We start from the raw sequence: 16,941 nt of genomic DNA on the forward strand, positions 1-16,941 counted from the left end.
ATAAATATATGTTTGATATATGAAAAAGATTATATATATAATAGCAGTGTGTCTTACAATGGGAGTACTCTCCAGTTGTACCAAGTATAATTTCGATGACACAGGTCTTGCTAATGGTAAGCATGATATGACCATGTGGGAATACTTTAAAAGCGATAGCTATAACTGGGATTCTCTTCGCGTGATGGCTGAGCGTGCTGGTTTAGTTTCTCTTTTCCAAGGTACAAGTCAGTATGGCAAGAACTTCACTTTCTTTGGTCCTACCAATCATAGTATCCGTCGTTATCTCTATGATAATGGGATGACGAGAGTATCAGATATTCCTGTTGCAGATTGCAAGAAGTTTATCTTGAATTGTGTTCTGCCTAACAAACGTGTGATGCTTGATGATTTTAAGGAAGGTGTTAAATCTTCTGATGCATCAACACCTATTGGTAAGGGAGGTGAGACTGTAGAGATGGCTTCAGGCAATCAGTTGTGGATTTATACTTTCCGCGAGTCTTACAACAGCGTTCCTGGTGCTGGACCTTTGCGTATCCACTTGGTCTCTCCTACGACAACTAAGACGTCGGACGTTGCTTCATGTAATATTGAAACAAACACGGGAGTGGTTCACTCACTTGTTTATGACTTCAACTTAACTGACTTTTAAAAAATGAAACAGATGAAGAAAGGAATCGCATTGCTGTGTCTTATGGCTCTTACAATAGGTTTTATGGTATCATGTAGCAAAATGGATGTAGGCTATTTGAGAACAACGGGTGCATCGTTTACTCCCGACTCTCTTAATGCCTTTCATAACGTTGATGCAACGAGTGAGCGTGGTATCAATAAGTTACCATTCGTTTCAACACGTATTCAAGGTGTTGCAGGTACTAACCCTATCAATTATGAATTGTCTGGAGTTAAGGCTGACAACCAAGAACAGGCACAGTTGTTTATGAAACTCTATAAGGAAGGTAAGATTTCAGTGACAGGTGGTTTGATAGTTGTTACACAAGAAGCTACACAACAGTTGTCAAATGGCAGATATCGCCTATCACTCAAGGTGTATAATCAGGACCATGAGGCTGTGCTGGAAGATATCTTTAAGGTTGTCGTAACAGATGATGAGTTGCTTGTTGACTAATATATTATAACCGTACATACTACATACAACATTGATTTTATGTGTGTCTTTATTAATGTTTGGTAGAGATAAAAACGAATAGACTCAATGCTGTAAGTAGGGTATAGTTAAATAAATAACTTGAATAAAATAACCCATTATAAACAGATTAAATATGAAAAGAAGAAGATATATCTTACTGCTCGTATCCCTTTTAATGATGGCAGTACAACTTCGTGCACAGCAGGGTGCAGAAGCAACAAATGGCATAAAATTCTTTAAGGGTACTTTCAGTGAGGCCTTAGCACAAGCTAAGCAGGAGAATAAGATTGTTTTTGTTGACTTCTATGCAGTGTGGTGTGTTCCTTGTAAGAAAATGGCAAAGACTGTTTTCACACAGGAGGAAGTAGGAAAGTATTTCAATGAGCACTTCATTAGCTTGCAGTTGGATGCTGAGAAGGGTGAGAATGTTGATATTGCTAAAAACTACAAGGTAGCTGCATATCCAACAGTAGCTTTCATTGCACCAGATGGTAAGGCTTTGTCTGTGAATACAGGTGCAATGGATAAGGACGAACTTATGGAGGCCGCTAAGATTGCAGCCGGCGAGAGTGTAAGTTTTGAAGAGCTTTATAATAAGTACAAGGCTGATAACAACGATCTTGATGTTCAGCAGCAACTTCTTCTCAAGGCACCATCTTTCTTGCAGGCACAGGAGGGTATGGATGCAGACAAGTGGGTAACACGTTTGCAGAAACTTTATAAGAGCTATGTAGCTGCAAAGGCACCATTGAAGCTTATCAATGAGAATGATTATTGTATCATTCTTACATTGGAAGGTGATGAAGATAAGGAGCACAAGCAGTATATGATTGACCTTATGAACGACCACCTTGATGATTGGATGAAGACCCTTGGTAAGGCACCAGCTTACTACATTGTTGAGGCTAACGACATCTTTGCTGAGGATATGGCAAAGGATGGCAACGTAAAGTATAAGGACTATGTAGAGAAAGTTAAGAACCAGTATGCAAAGGCATACGAGGTTGTAGGCTTGACAGGTATTACTCCATACGAGAAGGCAAAGCTTTACTTTGACGCTCTCTTCAACTTGTATAAGAACAAGGATGTAAATGGCTATGTGAAAGCCATGGAGACCTATTTCGATAAGATGGAGAACAATCTCCGTTCAGCTGACTATGGTAAGGCTGCACAGAACCTCTACATGGCAGCAGGCAAGAGTCTGAAGGCTAAGGATCATGAGGTTGCTATCAAGTGGGCTGAGAAAGCTTTGGCACAGGAAGATGCTGTGATGGATCGTGTAAACTATATGGTAATGATCGGTGACTCTTATCGTGAGTTAAAGAACTATGGTAAGGCACGTGAATACTATAACCAGGCATTTGCTGAGACACTCCGTTTAGAGAATATGGAGATGCCACAAGCTATGTTGCAAGGTGCAATCAAGCAGAAGCTCTCTACGCTCGAACTCCTTGAAAAGTAAACAATGACTATGTTCAAGAATATTATTAAATGCCTATCGAGCGTGCCAGTGGCACTGCTCATAGGCTTTTTGCTTTTTCCCCTTAGTCCTGCTAATGCGCAGATGAAAGGACTTAAAAAGGGGAAACTGGCAAATGGGCTTACTTATTATATCTACAATGATGGCTCTGCAACTGGTGAGGCACAATACTACCTCTACCAGAACGTAGGTGCTATCTTGGAGAATGATGACGAAATGGGATTGGCACACGTGTTAGAGCATTTGGCTTTTAATACGACAGACCACTTCCCTAATGGTGTGATGAACTTCCTTCGCAGCAATAACCTTAATGACTTTGAGGCTTTCACGGGTGTTGATGATACGCGTTATGCTGTTCATAACGTACCTACAAATGATGCGAAGCTTAATGAAAATATGCTTTGGGTGCTCCGTGACTGGTGTCATGGCGTCAAGATGACCCCTAACGATATCGAAAAGGAACGTGGAATTATCCTTGAGGAATGGCGTCATCGTTCGGGAGTAGACCGTCGTCTGACTGATGCTATTGCACCTGTTGTTTATAATCATGCAGGTTATGCTACTCATAATGTGATTGGTTCACAGAAGATACTGGAAACCTTCCAGCAGAAGCAGGTAAAGCAGTTCTATGATAAGTGGTACCGTCCTAATATGCAGTTTGTTGCTGTTATTGGTGATGTGGATGTAGACCAGATGGAGAAGAATATCCAGACTGTCTTCAAGACATTACCAGCTAAGCAGGCCCCTGCTGTAAATCCACAGACAAGACAGATACCTGATAATACAACACCGCTCTATATGCGTTTCATTGACCCAGAGAACAAGAGTGCTTCTTTTGGTCTTTATCAACGCTATGAGGTGAAGGGCAATGCTCCAGAAGAGGACCGTGTGCGTCAGTTCATCTTCACTAAGTTCTTCAACACATTGGCTCCAAAGCGTTTTGTGATGTTGAAGAATGCTGATAAGGAGAGTTATATAGCAGCTGAGGTGAGTCTGTCTCCTTTGGTAAGAAACTATTATCAGATGGCATGGGATATGGTTCCATATCAGGGCAATGAACAGAAGGCTCTTCAGCAGATGTTGGCTGTACGTGATAATCTGCGTGACCAAGGCTTTACAGCTGCTGAGTTCAATGCTGAGAAGGAAAAGATGTACAATGGAATGAAGGATGTTCTTGAGGCACAAGGATTAGGTACGCCAGACAATGCTTTAATGCTTTTCCGTCAGAACTTCCTCTATGACATTCCTGTACAAGACTTCCGTGGACAGATTAACCGTAACCTTGAGACTTTGGTTGAGTTAGAGGTTGAGGATATGAATGCTTGGATGAAGTCATTACTTAATGACAATAATCTTGCTTTTGTCACCTATTCCAAGTCACAGAGTGAGATGAATATTACCGAGAACGACCTTATGGCTGCATTGAAGGAAAAGAGTTCATTCAGCGATATGGCTCGTGCTGATGGTATGAAGCCTATCAGTCAGTTGATTGACTTCCCTCTGACAGGAGGAAAGATTGTTTCTGAGAAGCAGTTGAAGACTTTGCAGGCAAAGGAGTGGACACTCTCTAATGGTGCAAAAGTTCTTTATCGTAATGTTCCAGAGTTGAGTGGTAAGTTCCTCTTTGCTGGTTCTGCAGAAGGTGGTAAGTCTATTGTTCCAGCACAGGATATTGCTAACTACACTGCAATGCGTTCGCTCTTGATGCAGTCTGGTGTCTATAATTATAATAGAAATCAGTTAGCACAGTGGTTGCAGGGTAAGAATATTAATCTTTCTCTCTCGTTAGAGGATTATAGTGATGGTGTGGGTGGTAATGCACCTGTTGACAATGCTGACGATTTCTTCAGCTATCTGTATTTGATTCTCTCACGTCAGAACTTCTCAAAGTCAGCCTTTGACAAGTACATCCAGCGTAACCTCTACGTCTATGAGAATCGTGCAACAACAGGTATGGCAGCCGTACAGGATTCTATCCAGCAGTTACTCTATCCGGTTAGTGCGATGAATCCACGTCAGGATGAGACTTTCTTCAAGTCTGTTCAGTACGATAAGTTACAGGAACAGTTCCAAGCACATCTTGGTGATGCGTCACGTTTTACCTATTGTCTTATTGGTGACATTCCAGAAGCAAAGGCAAAAGAGTTGGTTCTTCGCTATATTGGTTCTCTCAAGGGCGAAGGTAAGCCTGTGAAGACAGCTATTCAGCCATTGGACTTCTCTTCATCTACGCCAGTCATTAAGCGTACCTTCGAGACGGAAACAGAAGGTGGTATGGCTGAGATTGAGATTTCCTTTGCTAATAAGCAGAAACTTTCTGAGCGTGAGCAAGCTGCTTTGGAGGTGATGCGTGGAATCTTGGAGCGTCGTTATTTTGATGTATTGCGTGAGAAAGAGCATCTTACTTATACCGTAGGTGTACAAAGCAACTATACCTCACAGCCGGTAGCTGGCGAGAGTCTTAACATCCACCTCTCTACAGCAAAAGAGAATGCAGACAAAGCAGTCAGCCTTGTTTATAGTATTCTTGATGATGTAAAAGCTGGCCGTTTCACTGCTGATGAGTTCAAAGCAGCAATGGTTCCGTTGGCTGTTGATGAAGAACAGGCTGCTGCGGCACAGTCAAGCAGCGACCCATCAGTTTGGATGGCTTTATTGAACATCTATGCTGAAACAGGCAACGAACTATCACCAAATGACAGTGCCGCTTCTGCACCAGTATTCAAGACGCTCACACCACAAGATATCACTGCTGTGGCTATGAAGGTGATGACAAACGCTAAGCAGCGTGAGATTATTGTTAAGCCTGCTGCGCAAGAAGGTAAGCATACTTTTAAGTAATTAATGGTAAGTAAATATAATAAAACAGAGGTGTACCAAGAGTGCACCTCTGTTTTTTTTGACTTTGTTCAAGATGTATTGAAACTGTCAACTGTTTGCTCTATTGTCATTCTCCGAAAAAGAAAACCTTTTTATTTTAATACTTATAACATACAGCTATAGCTCTGAAAAATCATTACATATTTTCAATTAAAACATCTATAAATAACAACAAAAATATACATAAAGAGCAGGTTTGTAACCAATAGGAAATCAGTCTGTTATAAAGTAGTATAGGAAGAGATGCTTAATTGAATTTCAAAAGGACGTTAGTTAGACCTCAAAAGAGCACCTATTGCAAGTCAATTAGGCATTTTTTATAAGCCAAAAGAGCATGTATTGGTTTTGAGTCGAGTGAAAATAGTTTACAGATGTCGCTTTGTCTGAGAATAAATTGTTTGTAGAAGTCGGATAGACATAGTAACTATTTGCCTTTTTTGCATTTCATCTTGTAGTTTATCTTCCTTTTTTTTGACCATTTAATTTGGGATAGTTATACCATACAAGTGTATAGGTCTTTATCCAAATACCAATCTATCCATTTAGTGGAAGAAACCATTATTTCCCGTTGGATACCTTTCCCATTTTTCGATAAATAGGAGAAATGTTTATTTTCTATTGTGTCCAGCACTCCCCTCTCTCTCGGAGAGGGGTTGGGGGAGAGGTTTTTAATAATCTTCCTTATATTTATCTGTCTCAATATAGATGTAAATCTTGTAGTCAGGGAAAGCGGCACGCATATTCTTCTCAATGTCGTTAACCAACTGAGGTGCTTGCGCTTCGTATTCGTTCTTGACGTCAATCTTTGCAGTGACAAGGATGTCATTAGGACCGAGGTGGATAGTCTTGACGTTGATGAGGCGGTCGACTTCTGTTCTGTTAAATACCTCCTTAATACGTGATAGGTCTTTTTGTGTAACACTCTCTCCAATAAGCAGACTATAGAACTCACGTGCCAAGAAGAGGGCTGCAGCACAGAGGAGCACGCCAATCAGCACACCTGAGAGGGCATCATAGAAAGGATTTCCCGTGAAATGGGTGAGAAACGTACCGCCTAAGGCTATCAGCAAACCGAGAACAGCACAACTGTCTTCTGCGAAGATGATGAGGATTTCACTGTGACGGCTCTCTCGTAGGAAACGATAAAGTGAAAGATTGTCCTTATTCAGTTCCTTTATTTCCTTGAAGGCAATGCGCAGGCTGCCCAATTCTACTAAGAGTCCAAAGACAAGAATAGCGATGATAAGCCATGTATTCTCCAAACTGTGTTCTGGGTGAAACATTTTCTGTGTTGCTTCCATGATACCTAATGCACCACCAGCGAAGAACAACATCATTGCAACAACCAAGCTATAGAAATACTTAGCACGTGCCTGTCCGAACGGATGCTGCTCCGTTGCCTTTGCTGTCGACTGGCGGTTACCTACCAATAGCAGTATCTGATTGCCACAATCCACAACACTATGGATAGACTCATTCAACATCGCAGCTGAGCCAGACACTGCAAAACCAACAAACTTTGAAATCGCTACCAAGATGTTTGCACCTAAGGCAGCAATAACACTCGTCATTCCTTCACTTTTCTTTTCCTTTTCCATATCCTATTTTAAGCGTTTTGATATTGTTCTGTTATTACCAGACGTATTGTATAACTTGCTTACTACTATCTTGTTTGTTATTTTTATCTAATGTCATCAGCACTTCCTCAATGCGGGTGGGACGTCCTTCCTTATCATACTCCGTTGTTAGTTGTGCCTTGAAATCCCACTCTTTCTTTATTGAACTGAAGCTATAGCTGCTAATATCTCCTTTCGGAATAACACCCATATAGCCTAAGGTGATGAAAGGGATGGGTATGCTTAAGCCACTACCATACATCCACAAGAAATAGAAGTTGTGGTAGGCTGCCTTCTGTCCAGTCTCTCTGTAGGTAATATTAAATGGTTTATGAAGAAATATCTTCTCCCCCTTCCATTGGAAATCATAGGTTGTTCTCCCACAGCTAACATTAGGTGTGTCACGACAAACGAGTCTTCGCTTATTATCGTAGCTGTATGTATAATAGCTGGGAGCGTTATTCGCTTCTACGATAAGTCCGTTCTTAACTATATAATAGCCATCAAGGAGTTCGTCCAACTGGTCTTTAATATGCGTCTTATGAATGTGAATGGTATCACCAGTGTAGGAGTAAGTGTAATCATCCAAGCTGTCTGTACCCACACGCTCTATGATGAGCTGTCCTTTTTGATTACAATAATAGGTGATAGTGTCCTTACTCTTCTCCGCTTTCGATGTTACGTCTTTGATAATCGTCAGATAACGATGCAGTTGTTCTCCGTGATAAGTTATCTCTTCTGCTATTCCAGAAGGAACAGACGAACATGAGAAAAACAAATTAACAGCTATGATAGCTTGTAAGAGAAGTCTGATGTCTTTGTATAAGTCTTTCTTCATTTGTTCTTGATGGTTAAGGAGTTTGTTTGTATATGCGGAGTTTTGCAATGTTGAATAGGAAATAGTGAGTAGCAGTAAGGGGCACATACTTCTCTTTTAGAGGGAAAACGAGCTTGTTCAAGTCTTGTTCTTCGTACAGTTAGCCTTACTTCTTTGCCGCCTTCTGTGCCTCTTTCACCATCTTTAGACGTTCCTCGTAGATGGGGCGCCACTTGTTGATCATTGCTTGAAGGTCCTTACTTCTCTGCTCCAAGTCACGGTATTCGTCTGTATTAGTTTCGTTGTTCTGACTCTTCATAAGCATCTGTTGCAGCATTAGTTTCTGCTGTTCATCAGCCTTTTGAAGCTGTGCGCCAAGCTTTTCAAGATTCTCCATAAAAGCTAATGCACGGTCAATATGATTTTCTTTTTCCATCTTTTGACTATCTTTTAATGTCTTTTTTCTGTGTGCAAAGTTACGGAAAAAGTTCAGTATCACCACTACTTCCAAATTATTTTCACGAAGAAAAGAATTTCTTTTCATGCAATAAATACTAACATTCATTATATCAGCCATTTATGATTTTACGCACATTCTGAATATGTGGGAATAAGAACCAATATTAAGAACGTCCCCAAAAGGGAAAAAAGTGTGTAAAGTATGGAATTAAATCAATTAATTAGTGTTAATTTCAATTTGCGTAAACCAAAGAGCAGCACCCCAACCCCTTTATATATGGTGGTGTACTATGTTGATGACAAAGGAAAAGCAATTCAAGCAAAGATACCAACGAGAAGGAAAGTACACCCTTCTTTATGGGATAGCCGTAAACAGCAGCCAATAATGATTAATAAAGGTATTGACCTAACAACCAAGCAGTTACAAGAGCAGGCGGAATTAACCGCCTATATTGCTAATTGCCGTATTTTGGTATATTCAGAAAAAAATCTTAACTTTGACGAAATAAAAGAAAGTATAACCCAGCAAAGCAGTAATAACGATATGTCAGTAACACCGCAATTCAAGGCAGCCACACGAACAGCCAAGGCAACAAAGTTAATAAGTGAAGCACTAAAAAAATATACCAAAGACAGACAGAACAAGGCAAGCACCGCAAGCGAATATCAGAAAAATGTTAAAGTGTTCTATAATTGGATTGTAGAAACCAATCAAAGGGATAGCGCAAAGGCACTTAGTCAATCATCATTTAATGCTTTTGTAGAGTGGATGAAGGCAGCGGGGAACAGTCCCCAAAATGTTAATAAAATAGCCAGTGTTATAAGGCAGTTAATTAAATATATTGCAGGCAGTACACAAGGCAGCAAGTACGGAATAACCCCCGTTACGTACACACCAATTAAGCAGGTGAAGGAAGAAAAGAAATGCGAATTAACCAAAGAGGAAATAGAAGCATTCAAGGCGGTAAAGGTCAAAAATGATAAACAACAATATTACAAGGATGTGTTTTTATTACAATTACTTACGGGTCAGCGAATTAGCGACACGCTAAAGTTAATTAAAGGAGATTATAAGGTACAAAAAGGAACACCATGTAATACAATCATCTTAACTACTATTAAGCGTAATACAACATCATATATTACTGAAACAAAGGAAGTTACAGATTTATTGGAAAAGATAAGAAGTAATAAAGAAAATGAAACAGAAAATGAAAAAGATACATCATTAACACGTTATTTGAAGGTGTTTTTTACACGTGCCAATATAACACGATTAACACCAAGTGGCAAGCCGTTAAATGAAGTTATAAGCAGTCATTTTGCCCGTCATACGTTTGTAACTATCAAGTTAAGAGAAGGTTACAAATACGAACAAGTCGGTAAAATGATTGGGGATAGTGCATTAATGATTGAAAAAGTATACGGACACCCCACGGACACGGATATAATTGCTACATTGCAGTTGCAGCCAGCCAATACCCCAGCAATCCCAGCAGAACAGCCAGCAACAAAAGCAGCCCCACAAGTGGCAGCAGCCCCAGCAGTGGCAAAAGATAAAGATTTGGACTATTATAACGACTTGTCGGACGATGATAAATTACTGAACATCAAGAAGTTAAATGATTATAATGTGTTAAAAGATGATTTTTTCAAGTCATTAGAAAGACAAACAGACAAAAAGCGCAAAGCAACAGCAGAAGCAAAGATAAGGGAGATATTACAAGTATGGGGCTTTGAGGGTTATAACAATATGAATTACAATAAGTTATGTTTTTTATTGGACTTGATAAAGCATGATATTAACGACTTTATACTAACTTATAAGGTATACAATGAGAAAGCCCCACAAGGCAGTATATCAGCAATAAATGATTATGAACGATTGCTTATAAACATAGGCAAGTTAGCCCGTTATTGTCATTTGTAGGCAGCAAGCAAAGGGAAGTAACCAAATAACGGCTATTTCCCTTTTATTTTCTGTAGGGGTTGTTAGCATTATATCCCACCACCTTTAATTAGTGGTGGGGATATAATTTGGGTTGGTATGTTTATTTTTATTTTATTCTTTCCCTTTCTTTCTCCTTTCCCTTTTACCTACCTTCAGCAGCAGGGACAGACACAACAACACCCAGCACCCCACAAATACCCCCTTTATTAGCGTTCTAACGGCTTATCTTATTAATTCCCTTGTACTATACCAACCATAACATTATAACGGCTAATATCGCTTTTATTTTCTATATTAATAAGGTGTAATAAAAAATGTTTAGTAGGGGTAATAAATTACCCCCTATATAGTCATCTAATAGGAAGTATCTACATAGGTAATATAATACCTATCCCTTCATAGTTAAAAGTAACCCTATAACCAATTTTGGGTACAAAGATACATATATACAAGTATACCCTTAGGTACTATGACACCTAACTATATATGAAGTATACCCATAGGTATATTTATATGATGATATAAAAAAAACTACCTATACCCTTAGGTACTATAATACCTATACCCTTAGGTACTATAATACCTAACATAATATAATAGTAATAAAATAATAATAGATTATAGCATTATATCCCACCACCTTTAATTAGTGGTAGGGATATAATTTGGGTTGGTATTATATTTTATATGATATATTATGCTATTGTACTGATGAGTGTATAAGTGCAAGGGAATAACACAGCAAGGCAAGAAAGCGAAGCAATGAAATAAACAAACCAACCCAAGTTATATATAACAACCCCTTCAAGGGTTGGAATATATAACGCTATATCAACCCTATTACAACCATTATTACACCCAAGCCACTATATAAACGTATATATTGCGATTTAACGGCTTATTATCTCCTTTGCTTGCAACTTGCTACTACAGCAGCAAAAGCCCCTTATACGTGCTTATTTTGCCTTATTCCCAATATTACCACCACCAGCAACACAATACACCAAGCGAAAGGGAAAATAATACACCCCAGCCAGCAGCACCCCCAGCCACTTAATACACCAAATATCCCCTTATTTATCCTTAATATTCAAAACTGATTAGAAAACTCAAAATTATTTTCAATTATTTTTAAATTATTTTTCCTTTGTTTTAGCGGTTTTCAAGAAGATTTGTAGAAAACTTTATAAAATATACTTGACTTTCTCGAATTAAATTATACTTATTTATATAGAGGGGTACTTAAAATATACACTCCAATAATAACGATTTAGAAATATAAAGAAAATGGAAAAAGAAAAATATAGACATTCAGAAGAAACAAAGAGAAAGATAAGCGAGGCGCAAAAGAAAAGATATAAGAATATGACACCAGCCCAAGAGGAAAAGCGTATTAAATCAATTAAGGCAAAATGGGAGAAGATTAATGCAGCCCGTAAATTGTTAGAAATGAATGAATTATATAAAAAGTGTATGTTTGAAAATTAAGAAAAAGATATAAAATAAAGGTGGTATAAAAGGGGGCTTTTTGTTTGGGTTTGCCCCCACCACTTTTTTAATATAAAAACAACCCAACACAGATTAATAATAATAACTTTATAACCCAAACATTATGAGTTATCAAATAAATGAGTTTATTATACTCAATCAATTACAAGACCTAACAAGTGCAAACGAGATAATAACAATGTTGCACTTAATATCACAAGGTAAAAGAGAAATTCAGACCCAAAAGTCACACATTGCCACCCTTTGCGGACAAAGAGGAAAGGACAAAAATAATAACACAAAGTTAGTAAATAAGATTATAAAGGGGTTGACGGAAAAGGGCTATTTAACCAGCACCAACACCGATTATATTTTAATCAAGGGTATAAATAAAACTACTACTAAATGGGTGTTATCTGATAAATCAATGTCGATTATAAAGTCGTTGAATAGCAAGCAAAAGCAAGCGAAAGCAACAAGTAAAATAAAACCACCAACCCAAGCGTACCAAGCGACCACCAAGGAAGCGAAGGAAGCGACAAAGGAAACAGACACCAAGACAGAACAACAGCCAAGTTTGGCAGAACAAAGAAGACAATTAGAAGAAGCAATAAAAGATTAAGATTATGTACAATTTTATTACAACAAGCGATTTTATTACAAGCGCAAAAGCGTATAAATCTTTTGAAGGTTATCGTTGTGGACTGAAGGACTTTGATAATATAATGCGAATTGATAAGCAAACGTTAACTACCTTAGTATCAACACCTTGTAGCGGTAAGAGTACATTTACAAACTTTTACGGATATTCTATGGGGGTAACTCATAATTGGCGTACTTTATACCTTGCCACAGAAACAAACCGAAACGACCAAGCAAAGAAGTTAAGCACATTATACGCAAGTTACCAGCAGGCAAGCGAACACAGCATTATCTTAGAGGGTGCATTATCTAATTGGGAGGAATTGTTAGAAGCAATCAAGGTAGCCAAGGAAGCGTATAATATTGATTTAGTAATAGTTGATAACATGACAATGTTAAAAAAATTGATTAAGGGCAACGATACCGAGACGGAAAAAATCGGAAGGGCTTTGAGTGATTTAAAGCAGGCAAGTATAGATAACGATATAGCGGTTATTCTTGTTGCACACACGACTAAACTTGATGAAGGTCAGAAGGTTACGGCTTATTCGGTTAATGGTTCAGCCAATTATTACAATATTAGTGATTTTATGTTTTCAATCGAAATTACAGATTGCAAACAAAAGGAAACGACAATTAATGTGTTGAAATTGCGTGATGACGCAAAGGGTGTTATGAATGGAAAATGTACCCTTAAATACGATGACATTACAAGGAAGTACAGCGATGACAGCAGCACCGAGGACAACACCCCAAAGGGTATTAATTATGACATTGCAAGGGAAGTAATGGAGGAAATAATGGAGGAAAAAGCAAAGGAAGGCAGCCAGCCAGCAGCACAAGCAACCCCAACAGCAACACAGCCAGCAGGAACAACCAAAGCAGCCCCAGCAGTCAAAGAGGAAGTAACCAAGGAGAAAGCAAATACCGAGGAAGTAAAGAAAGAAAAGCAGGAGGAAGCAAAGGAGGAAGCAAAGCAGCATATAACCCCCGATTTTTTGCTTAATACTAAAGTGTCAATAATGAAACAACATAAAGTACTGAATAGCAATTCTTTATATAATGCTATAATAACGGGCAGAATTTGCAAAGAAGAAATAAAAGCGGTTAGACAGATAGACAGAAGCAAAGACGAAATAGCATACAAGAAAGCAAAAAGCAAAGTATTATCATTTACCCCTTCATGTTATTGCACTATAGGAGGAACAGCCAAGGACGTGGAACACGTTAACAACTTGATAGCCATAGATTTGGACGCTAAAGATAACGAAGGTGTAACAATAGAAGAAATGCGTAAAAGGATAAATTCACTACCTTATGTTATGTATAGTAGTATGTCAGTAGGAGGCAAAGGGATGTACGCTTTAATACCAATTTTGGAAAGTAATAAAAACGACTTTAAGGCGGTGTTTAAAGCGTTGGAGGAGGACTTTAAGGCGTTGGGATTAACTTTAGATAGTTCATGTATTAACGTCAATCGTGAAAGATATATGAGTTATGATGATAACGAATATTGGAACACACAATGCGAAATTTACGACAGAAAAATATCAAAACCAACCCAAGTTAACACCCACCCTTCAAAGGTGGGGGAGAACGCAAAAACAACCCTTACAGCAAGGGAGTTTAGCAAAGTCAGGGACATGGTAAAGGATATAAAAGAAAACCGCTTAATACTCACAAAAAATCATACTGATACGCTAATGATTGCGAATTGTTTAGCCAACATTTGGGGAGAAGAAGGACGGCAACTATTACACATAATCAGACAGCAAAGAAGCGGTTACGATGAGTTCAAGACAGACGAAAATTATACGTATGTGTTAGACCACTTAGATGAAGGCGAAAAATTTAATATTGGTTTCCTTTTCTCAAAATACAACCAAGCAAAGGGACACCAAACACAAGTAAATTAAAAGAAATAATATAATAAAGAAATAAAAAATATAATATGGAAAATATGGCTAATGAATTGACAGACAGAGAGTTTTATAAACTCAAAAATGGAATAATGCACCAGAATTTCAAAGGGTTTGACTTTAAATGGAATGAGAACCGAATATATTGCGCAAAGGTACTACAAAATGGTGAATATCAGTGGATAAGGTGGAATGATAACAACGGCTACGACCTCAACAGCATAAAAAGAGGGGACGTTATAATGCTGCAAAAAATGCACCATACCAAAAACAGAACAATAGATAAAATCTACTATAAGGTAATAAGCAGAACAAAAGATAAATTAGTGTGCGAATGGGCAAGCGGAGATAACGTTTACACCACATACAGAAAAGCGTTAAAAGCACCTTTACCAAAAGCAAAGGAGTGTAAAGAACTAATTAAAGAATAAAGATAAAAAGATAAGAATATGTTATTTTTAATTTTTATGATAATTGCCGTGTTTTGCGGTATATCATTATTCAGCATGGGAATAGATGTTGGCAAGGAGTTACAAAGAAAGGAAGACGAAAAGCAAAATAAAATATTAAAGGAAATTAGACAAAAAGGATATGATGTAAACTATTAATAATCAATAAACTAACCAATAATATAAGATATGATAAGTGAAAAACTTAACCTAAAGGAAATGAAGGAAATAGCGAGAAAGGAAGTTGAGAAAAGACGCAAAGAAGAAATAAATATATTAAAGGAAAAAACAGCGAAGGAAAGAAAGATAATAAATGAGAAATACGATACATTTATAAAGCAGATTAACGCACTTTAATTGAATTAATATACCAAATATATTCTTTTCAAATCAATATATAATCAAAAGGGAGATAACTAATAATGGTTATTTCCTTTTTTTGTGTTTGATACTAACCAAGCAGAAAGAAAAGATAAATAATAAAATAAACATACCAACCCAATAATACAATATAAGGAGATAACACACACTATCAAAGTGTTGTTATCGTATATGATACCAGCAACACCAAGGGGATAAATAGAAGCGATATAAAGCGGTATATATTAATTAGTGGTAAAGTTACAAGGTAACAAAGGAACAAGCCAGCAGGAACGAAATAAACAGCATATAGCCAATATCAACACCACGCACGACAATAGCAAATACAACACCACGCACACAGATAGCCAATATATAACACAGATTGAAGTAATAGTAAACACCAATACACCAAGCAAACATAACATCAAGTAGACAAGCAGGCAGGCAAGCAAACAACACTACCAATTAAAAGAGAGATAGAAAGATAAGGAGCAAAGTAATACACCACATCAACGTATTAGCCGTTTAATAGCGTTCTGTTGCGTTATAATGATGTCAGTAACACAACACACCACAACGAATAAAAGACACGCTTACAACGGCTTAGAATAGATATAATAACTTGATAATAAGATATTTAAAATAAATAACTTTTTCATGTATTTGTAAGTTTATTAGTTAATGTTAAGGAGAGAGTTAACCACCCTTTGAAGGTGGTAACTCTCGACTGACTTAATGAGTAGTTAAGTATTACCAACTGACTTAATTATGAATGAATTGTAAAAGGGTTGGTATTAGATTGATTGTATAATGATTAGTGACACCAAGGCAGAACAACATCAAGGGAATAACACACCAAGACAGCCAAAGAGGAAGTAAAGACACAATACTATTATATTACTTTATTAGTGGTTTATTTGCGTTATAACGTATTATAATAGTGATTATTAATACTATATCAATAGAACGGATATAAACGCTTATAAGCGTATTAAATGGGTTGTTTAGTGCTATTATAGTTAATTAGTAAGGCAGTAACACAGCAAGCAACTAAAGGACACACCAAGGCAAGTAAAGGACACAGACAGCACAACAGCCAGCAAGTAAGGAAGTAAGACACCAGCAAGACAGCAAGCAAGCAAGGAAAGCAACACAGCAAGGCAAGTAATGTAATTAATCAAGGCAGGCAGGGGGGGGAGCCCTTTTTTTTGGAGGGGGCCTTATTTTAAACCCCCCACTCCCTTTTTTTCTCGCAAGCGCAAATTTTCTGAATTATTGGAACGAGCACTATTTATTAGTATTTTTCTTTTTTCTGATTTTAGTAAAAAATCTATTTCAAAAATTATTTTTTCTATTATACTTTAAGAGGACAGCAGGAACACACGATTTAATTAACGTGTGTACGCTTGTAAGGGTTGGTATTTGTGTTTAGATAAAATATAAAGGTACAACAGCAGCAGGGAAACAATACAATCAAGCCAGTACAGACAGACACCAGCAACACAGCAAGGGACACAATACACCCCAGCAAGCACGGCAATAGTAAGCACAAGCCAGCAGCACAGACGGCAAACACAACATCAAGCACAACAGCCCCAAAGGGGAACTAAATTATAATACCAACCCAAGTTATTAATGTCACCCTTTATAATAGGGTGTCATTAATAACGCTACATAACATTAATATATAACACCCCCACACACCTATATTATAAGGTGGTGGGGGC

General features: G+C 37.8%; 15 protein-coding genes. 12 read left to right on the top strand and 3 right to left on the bottom strand.

Annotated features, from left to right (window positions below):
- Positions 1–19 precede the first annotated feature (19 nt).
- The 4 genes from PMEL_RS02625 (at position 20) to PMEL_RS02640 (ending at position 5,471) form a co-directional block, all read left to right on the top strand.
- Positions 20–652 (top strand): fasciclin domain-containing protein, encoded by a 633-nt coding sequence (locus tag PMEL_RS02625; protein ID WP_120173839.1) that lies wholly within the window; start codon positions 20–22, stop codon positions 650–652.
- A 3-nt stretch (positions 653–655) separates the two neighbouring features.
- The gene (locus PMEL_RS02630) at positions 656–1,129 is read left to right on the top strand and encodes a hypothetical protein (protein ID WP_120173840.1); all 474 of its coding nucleotides are present in this window, start codon (positions 656–658) and stop codon (positions 1,127–1,129) included.
- 154 nt (positions 1,130–1,283) lie between these two features.
- A complete protein-coding gene (locus tag PMEL_RS02635) occupies positions 1,284–2,612 on the top strand; it encodes a thioredoxin family protein (protein ID WP_120173841.1) in 1,329 nt (442 codons plus the stop codon).
- 9 nt (positions 2,613–2,621) lie between these two features.
- Positions 2,622–5,471: a M16 family metallopeptidase gene (locus PMEL_RS02640; RefSeq protein ID WP_120174618.1), complete on the top strand. Its 2,850-nt coding sequence runs from the start codon at positions 2,622–2,624 to the stop codon at positions 5,469–5,471.
- Positions 5,472–6,178: 707 nt separating this feature from the next.
- On the opposite strand, the gene PMEL_RS02645 is transcribed toward PMEL_RS02640, so the two are convergent.
- The 3 genes from PMEL_RS02645 to PMEL_RS02655 form a co-directional block, all read right to left on the bottom strand.
- Positions 6,179–7,108 (bottom strand): cation diffusion facilitator family transporter, encoded by a 930-nt coding sequence (locus PMEL_RS02645; protein WP_120173842.1) that lies wholly within the window; start codon positions 7,106–7,108, stop codon positions 6,179–6,181.
- Between the two features lie 34 nt (positions 7,109–7,142).
- Positions 7,143–7,964, bottom strand: coding sequence for a hypothetical protein (locus PMEL_RS02650; protein ID WP_120173843.1), 822 nt, complete (start codon positions 7,962–7,964; stop codon positions 7,143–7,145).
- A 145-nt stretch (positions 7,965–8,109) separates the two neighbouring features.
- Entirely contained in the window at positions 8,110–8,379 is a 270-nt protein-coding gene (locus PMEL_RS02655) for a hypothetical protein (protein WP_120174619.1), read from the bottom strand.
- A 225-nt stretch (positions 8,380–8,604) separates the two neighbouring features.
- Here PMEL_RS02655 and PMEL_RS02660 point away from each other — a divergent pair, with 225 nt between their 5' ends.
- From PMEL_RS02660 to PMEL_RS12185, 8 genes are all read left to right on the top strand, one after another.
- Positions 8,605–10,332: a tyrosine-type recombinase/integrase gene (locus PMEL_RS02660; RefSeq protein ID WP_120173844.1), complete on the top strand. Its 1,728-nt coding sequence runs from the start codon at positions 8,605–8,607 to the stop codon at positions 10,330–10,332.
- A gap of 1,308 nt (positions 10,333–11,640) precedes the next feature.
- On the top strand, positions 11,641–11,841 hold the full coding sequence (locus PMEL_RS02665) for an NUMOD3 domain-containing DNA-binding protein (RefSeq protein ID WP_120173845.1): 201 nt from the start codon (positions 11,641–11,643) through the stop codon (positions 11,839–11,841).
- Positions 11,842–11,965: 124 nt separating this feature from the next.
- Complete coding sequence (locus tag PMEL_RS02670; RefSeq protein ID WP_120173846.1) at positions 11,966–12,463, top strand: hypothetical protein; 498 nt, start codon at positions 11,966–11,968, stop codon at positions 12,461–12,463.
- A 4-nt stretch (positions 12,464–12,467) separates the two neighbouring features.
- Entirely contained in the window at positions 12,468–14,399 is a 1,932-nt protein-coding gene (locus tag PMEL_RS02675) for an AAA family ATPase (protein ID WP_120173847.1), read from the top strand.
- Between the two features lie 35 nt (positions 14,400–14,434).
- A complete protein-coding gene (locus PMEL_RS02680; protein WP_120173848.1) occupies positions 14,435–14,833 on the top strand; it encodes a hypothetical protein in 399 nt (132 codons plus the stop codon).
- Positions 14,834–14,851: 18 nt separating this feature from the next.
- Positions 14,852–15,010 (top strand): hypothetical protein, encoded by a 159-nt coding sequence (locus tag PMEL_RS12175; protein WP_172586734.1) that lies wholly within the window; start codon positions 14,852–14,854, stop codon positions 15,008–15,010.
- Between the two features lie 30 nt (positions 15,011–15,040).
- A complete protein-coding gene (locus tag PMEL_RS12180; RefSeq protein WP_172586735.1) occupies positions 15,041–15,208 on the top strand; it encodes a hypothetical protein in 168 nt (55 codons plus the stop codon).
- A 255-nt stretch (positions 15,209–15,463) separates the two neighbouring features.
- On the top strand, positions 15,464–15,646 hold the full coding sequence (locus tag PMEL_RS12185) for a hypothetical protein (RefSeq protein WP_172586736.1): 183 nt from the start codon (positions 15,464–15,466) through the stop codon (positions 15,644–15,646).
- Positions 15,647–16,941: the final 1,295 nt, after the last annotated feature.

The organism is Prevotella melaninogenica, from assembly GCF_003609775.1.
Taxonomy (GTDB): domain Bacteria; phylum Bacteroidota; class Bacteroidia; order Bacteroidales; family Bacteroidaceae; genus Prevotella; species Prevotella melaninogenica_A.

What these genes read in the sequence shown, in the direction of transcription:
- PMEL_RS02625 (WP_120173839.1), top strand. Translation starts at nt 20, where the DNA reads ATGAAAAAGATTATATATATAATAGCAGTGTGTCTTACAATGGGAGTA.
- PMEL_RS02630 (WP_120173840.1), top strand. Translation starts at nt 656, where the DNA reads ATGAAACAGATGAAGAAAGGAATCGCATTGCTGTGTCTTATGGCTCTT.
- PMEL_RS02635 (WP_120173841.1), top strand. Translation starts at nt 1,284, where the DNA reads ATGAAAAGAAGAAGATATATCTTACTGCTCGTATCCCTTTTAATGATG.
- PMEL_RS02640 (WP_120174618.1), top strand. Translation starts at nt 2,622, where the DNA reads ATGTTCAAGAATATTATTAAATGCCTATCGAGCGTGCCAGTGGCACTG.
- PMEL_RS02645 (WP_120173842.1), bottom strand. Translation starts at nt 7,108, where the DNA reads ATGGAAAAGGAAAAGAAAAGTGAAGGAATGACGAGTGTTATTGCTGCC.
- PMEL_RS02650 (WP_120173843.1), bottom strand. Translation starts at nt 7,964, where the DNA reads ATGAAGAAAGACTTATACAAAGACATCAGACTTCTCTTACAAGCTATC.
- PMEL_RS02655 (WP_120174619.1), bottom strand. Translation starts at nt 8,379, where the DNA reads ATGGAAAAAGAAAATCATATTGACCGTGCATTAGCTTTTATGGAGAAT.
- PMEL_RS02660 (WP_120173844.1), top strand. Translation starts at nt 8,605, where the DNA reads ATGGAATTAAATCAATTAATTAGTGTTAATTTCAATTTGCGTAAACCA.
- PMEL_RS02665 (WP_120173845.1), top strand. Translation starts at nt 11,641, where the DNA reads ATGGAAAAAGAAAAATATAGACATTCAGAAGAAACAAAGAGAAAGATA.
- PMEL_RS02670 (WP_120173846.1), top strand. Translation starts at nt 11,966, where the DNA reads ATGAGTTATCAAATAAATGAGTTTATTATACTCAATCAATTACAAGAC.
- PMEL_RS02675 (WP_120173847.1), top strand. Translation starts at nt 12,468, where the DNA reads ATGTACAATTTTATTACAACAAGCGATTTTATTACAAGCGCAAAAGCG.
- PMEL_RS02680 (WP_120173848.1), top strand. Translation starts at nt 14,435, where the DNA reads ATGGAAAATATGGCTAATGAATTGACAGACAGAGAGTTTTATAAACTC.
- PMEL_RS12175 (WP_172586734.1), top strand. Translation starts at nt 14,852, where the DNA reads ATGTTATTTTTAATTTTTATGATAATTGCCGTGTTTTGCGGTATATCA.
- PMEL_RS12180 (WP_172586735.1), top strand. Translation starts at nt 15,041, where the DNA reads ATGATAAGTGAAAAACTTAACCTAAAGGAAATGAAGGAAATAGCGAGA.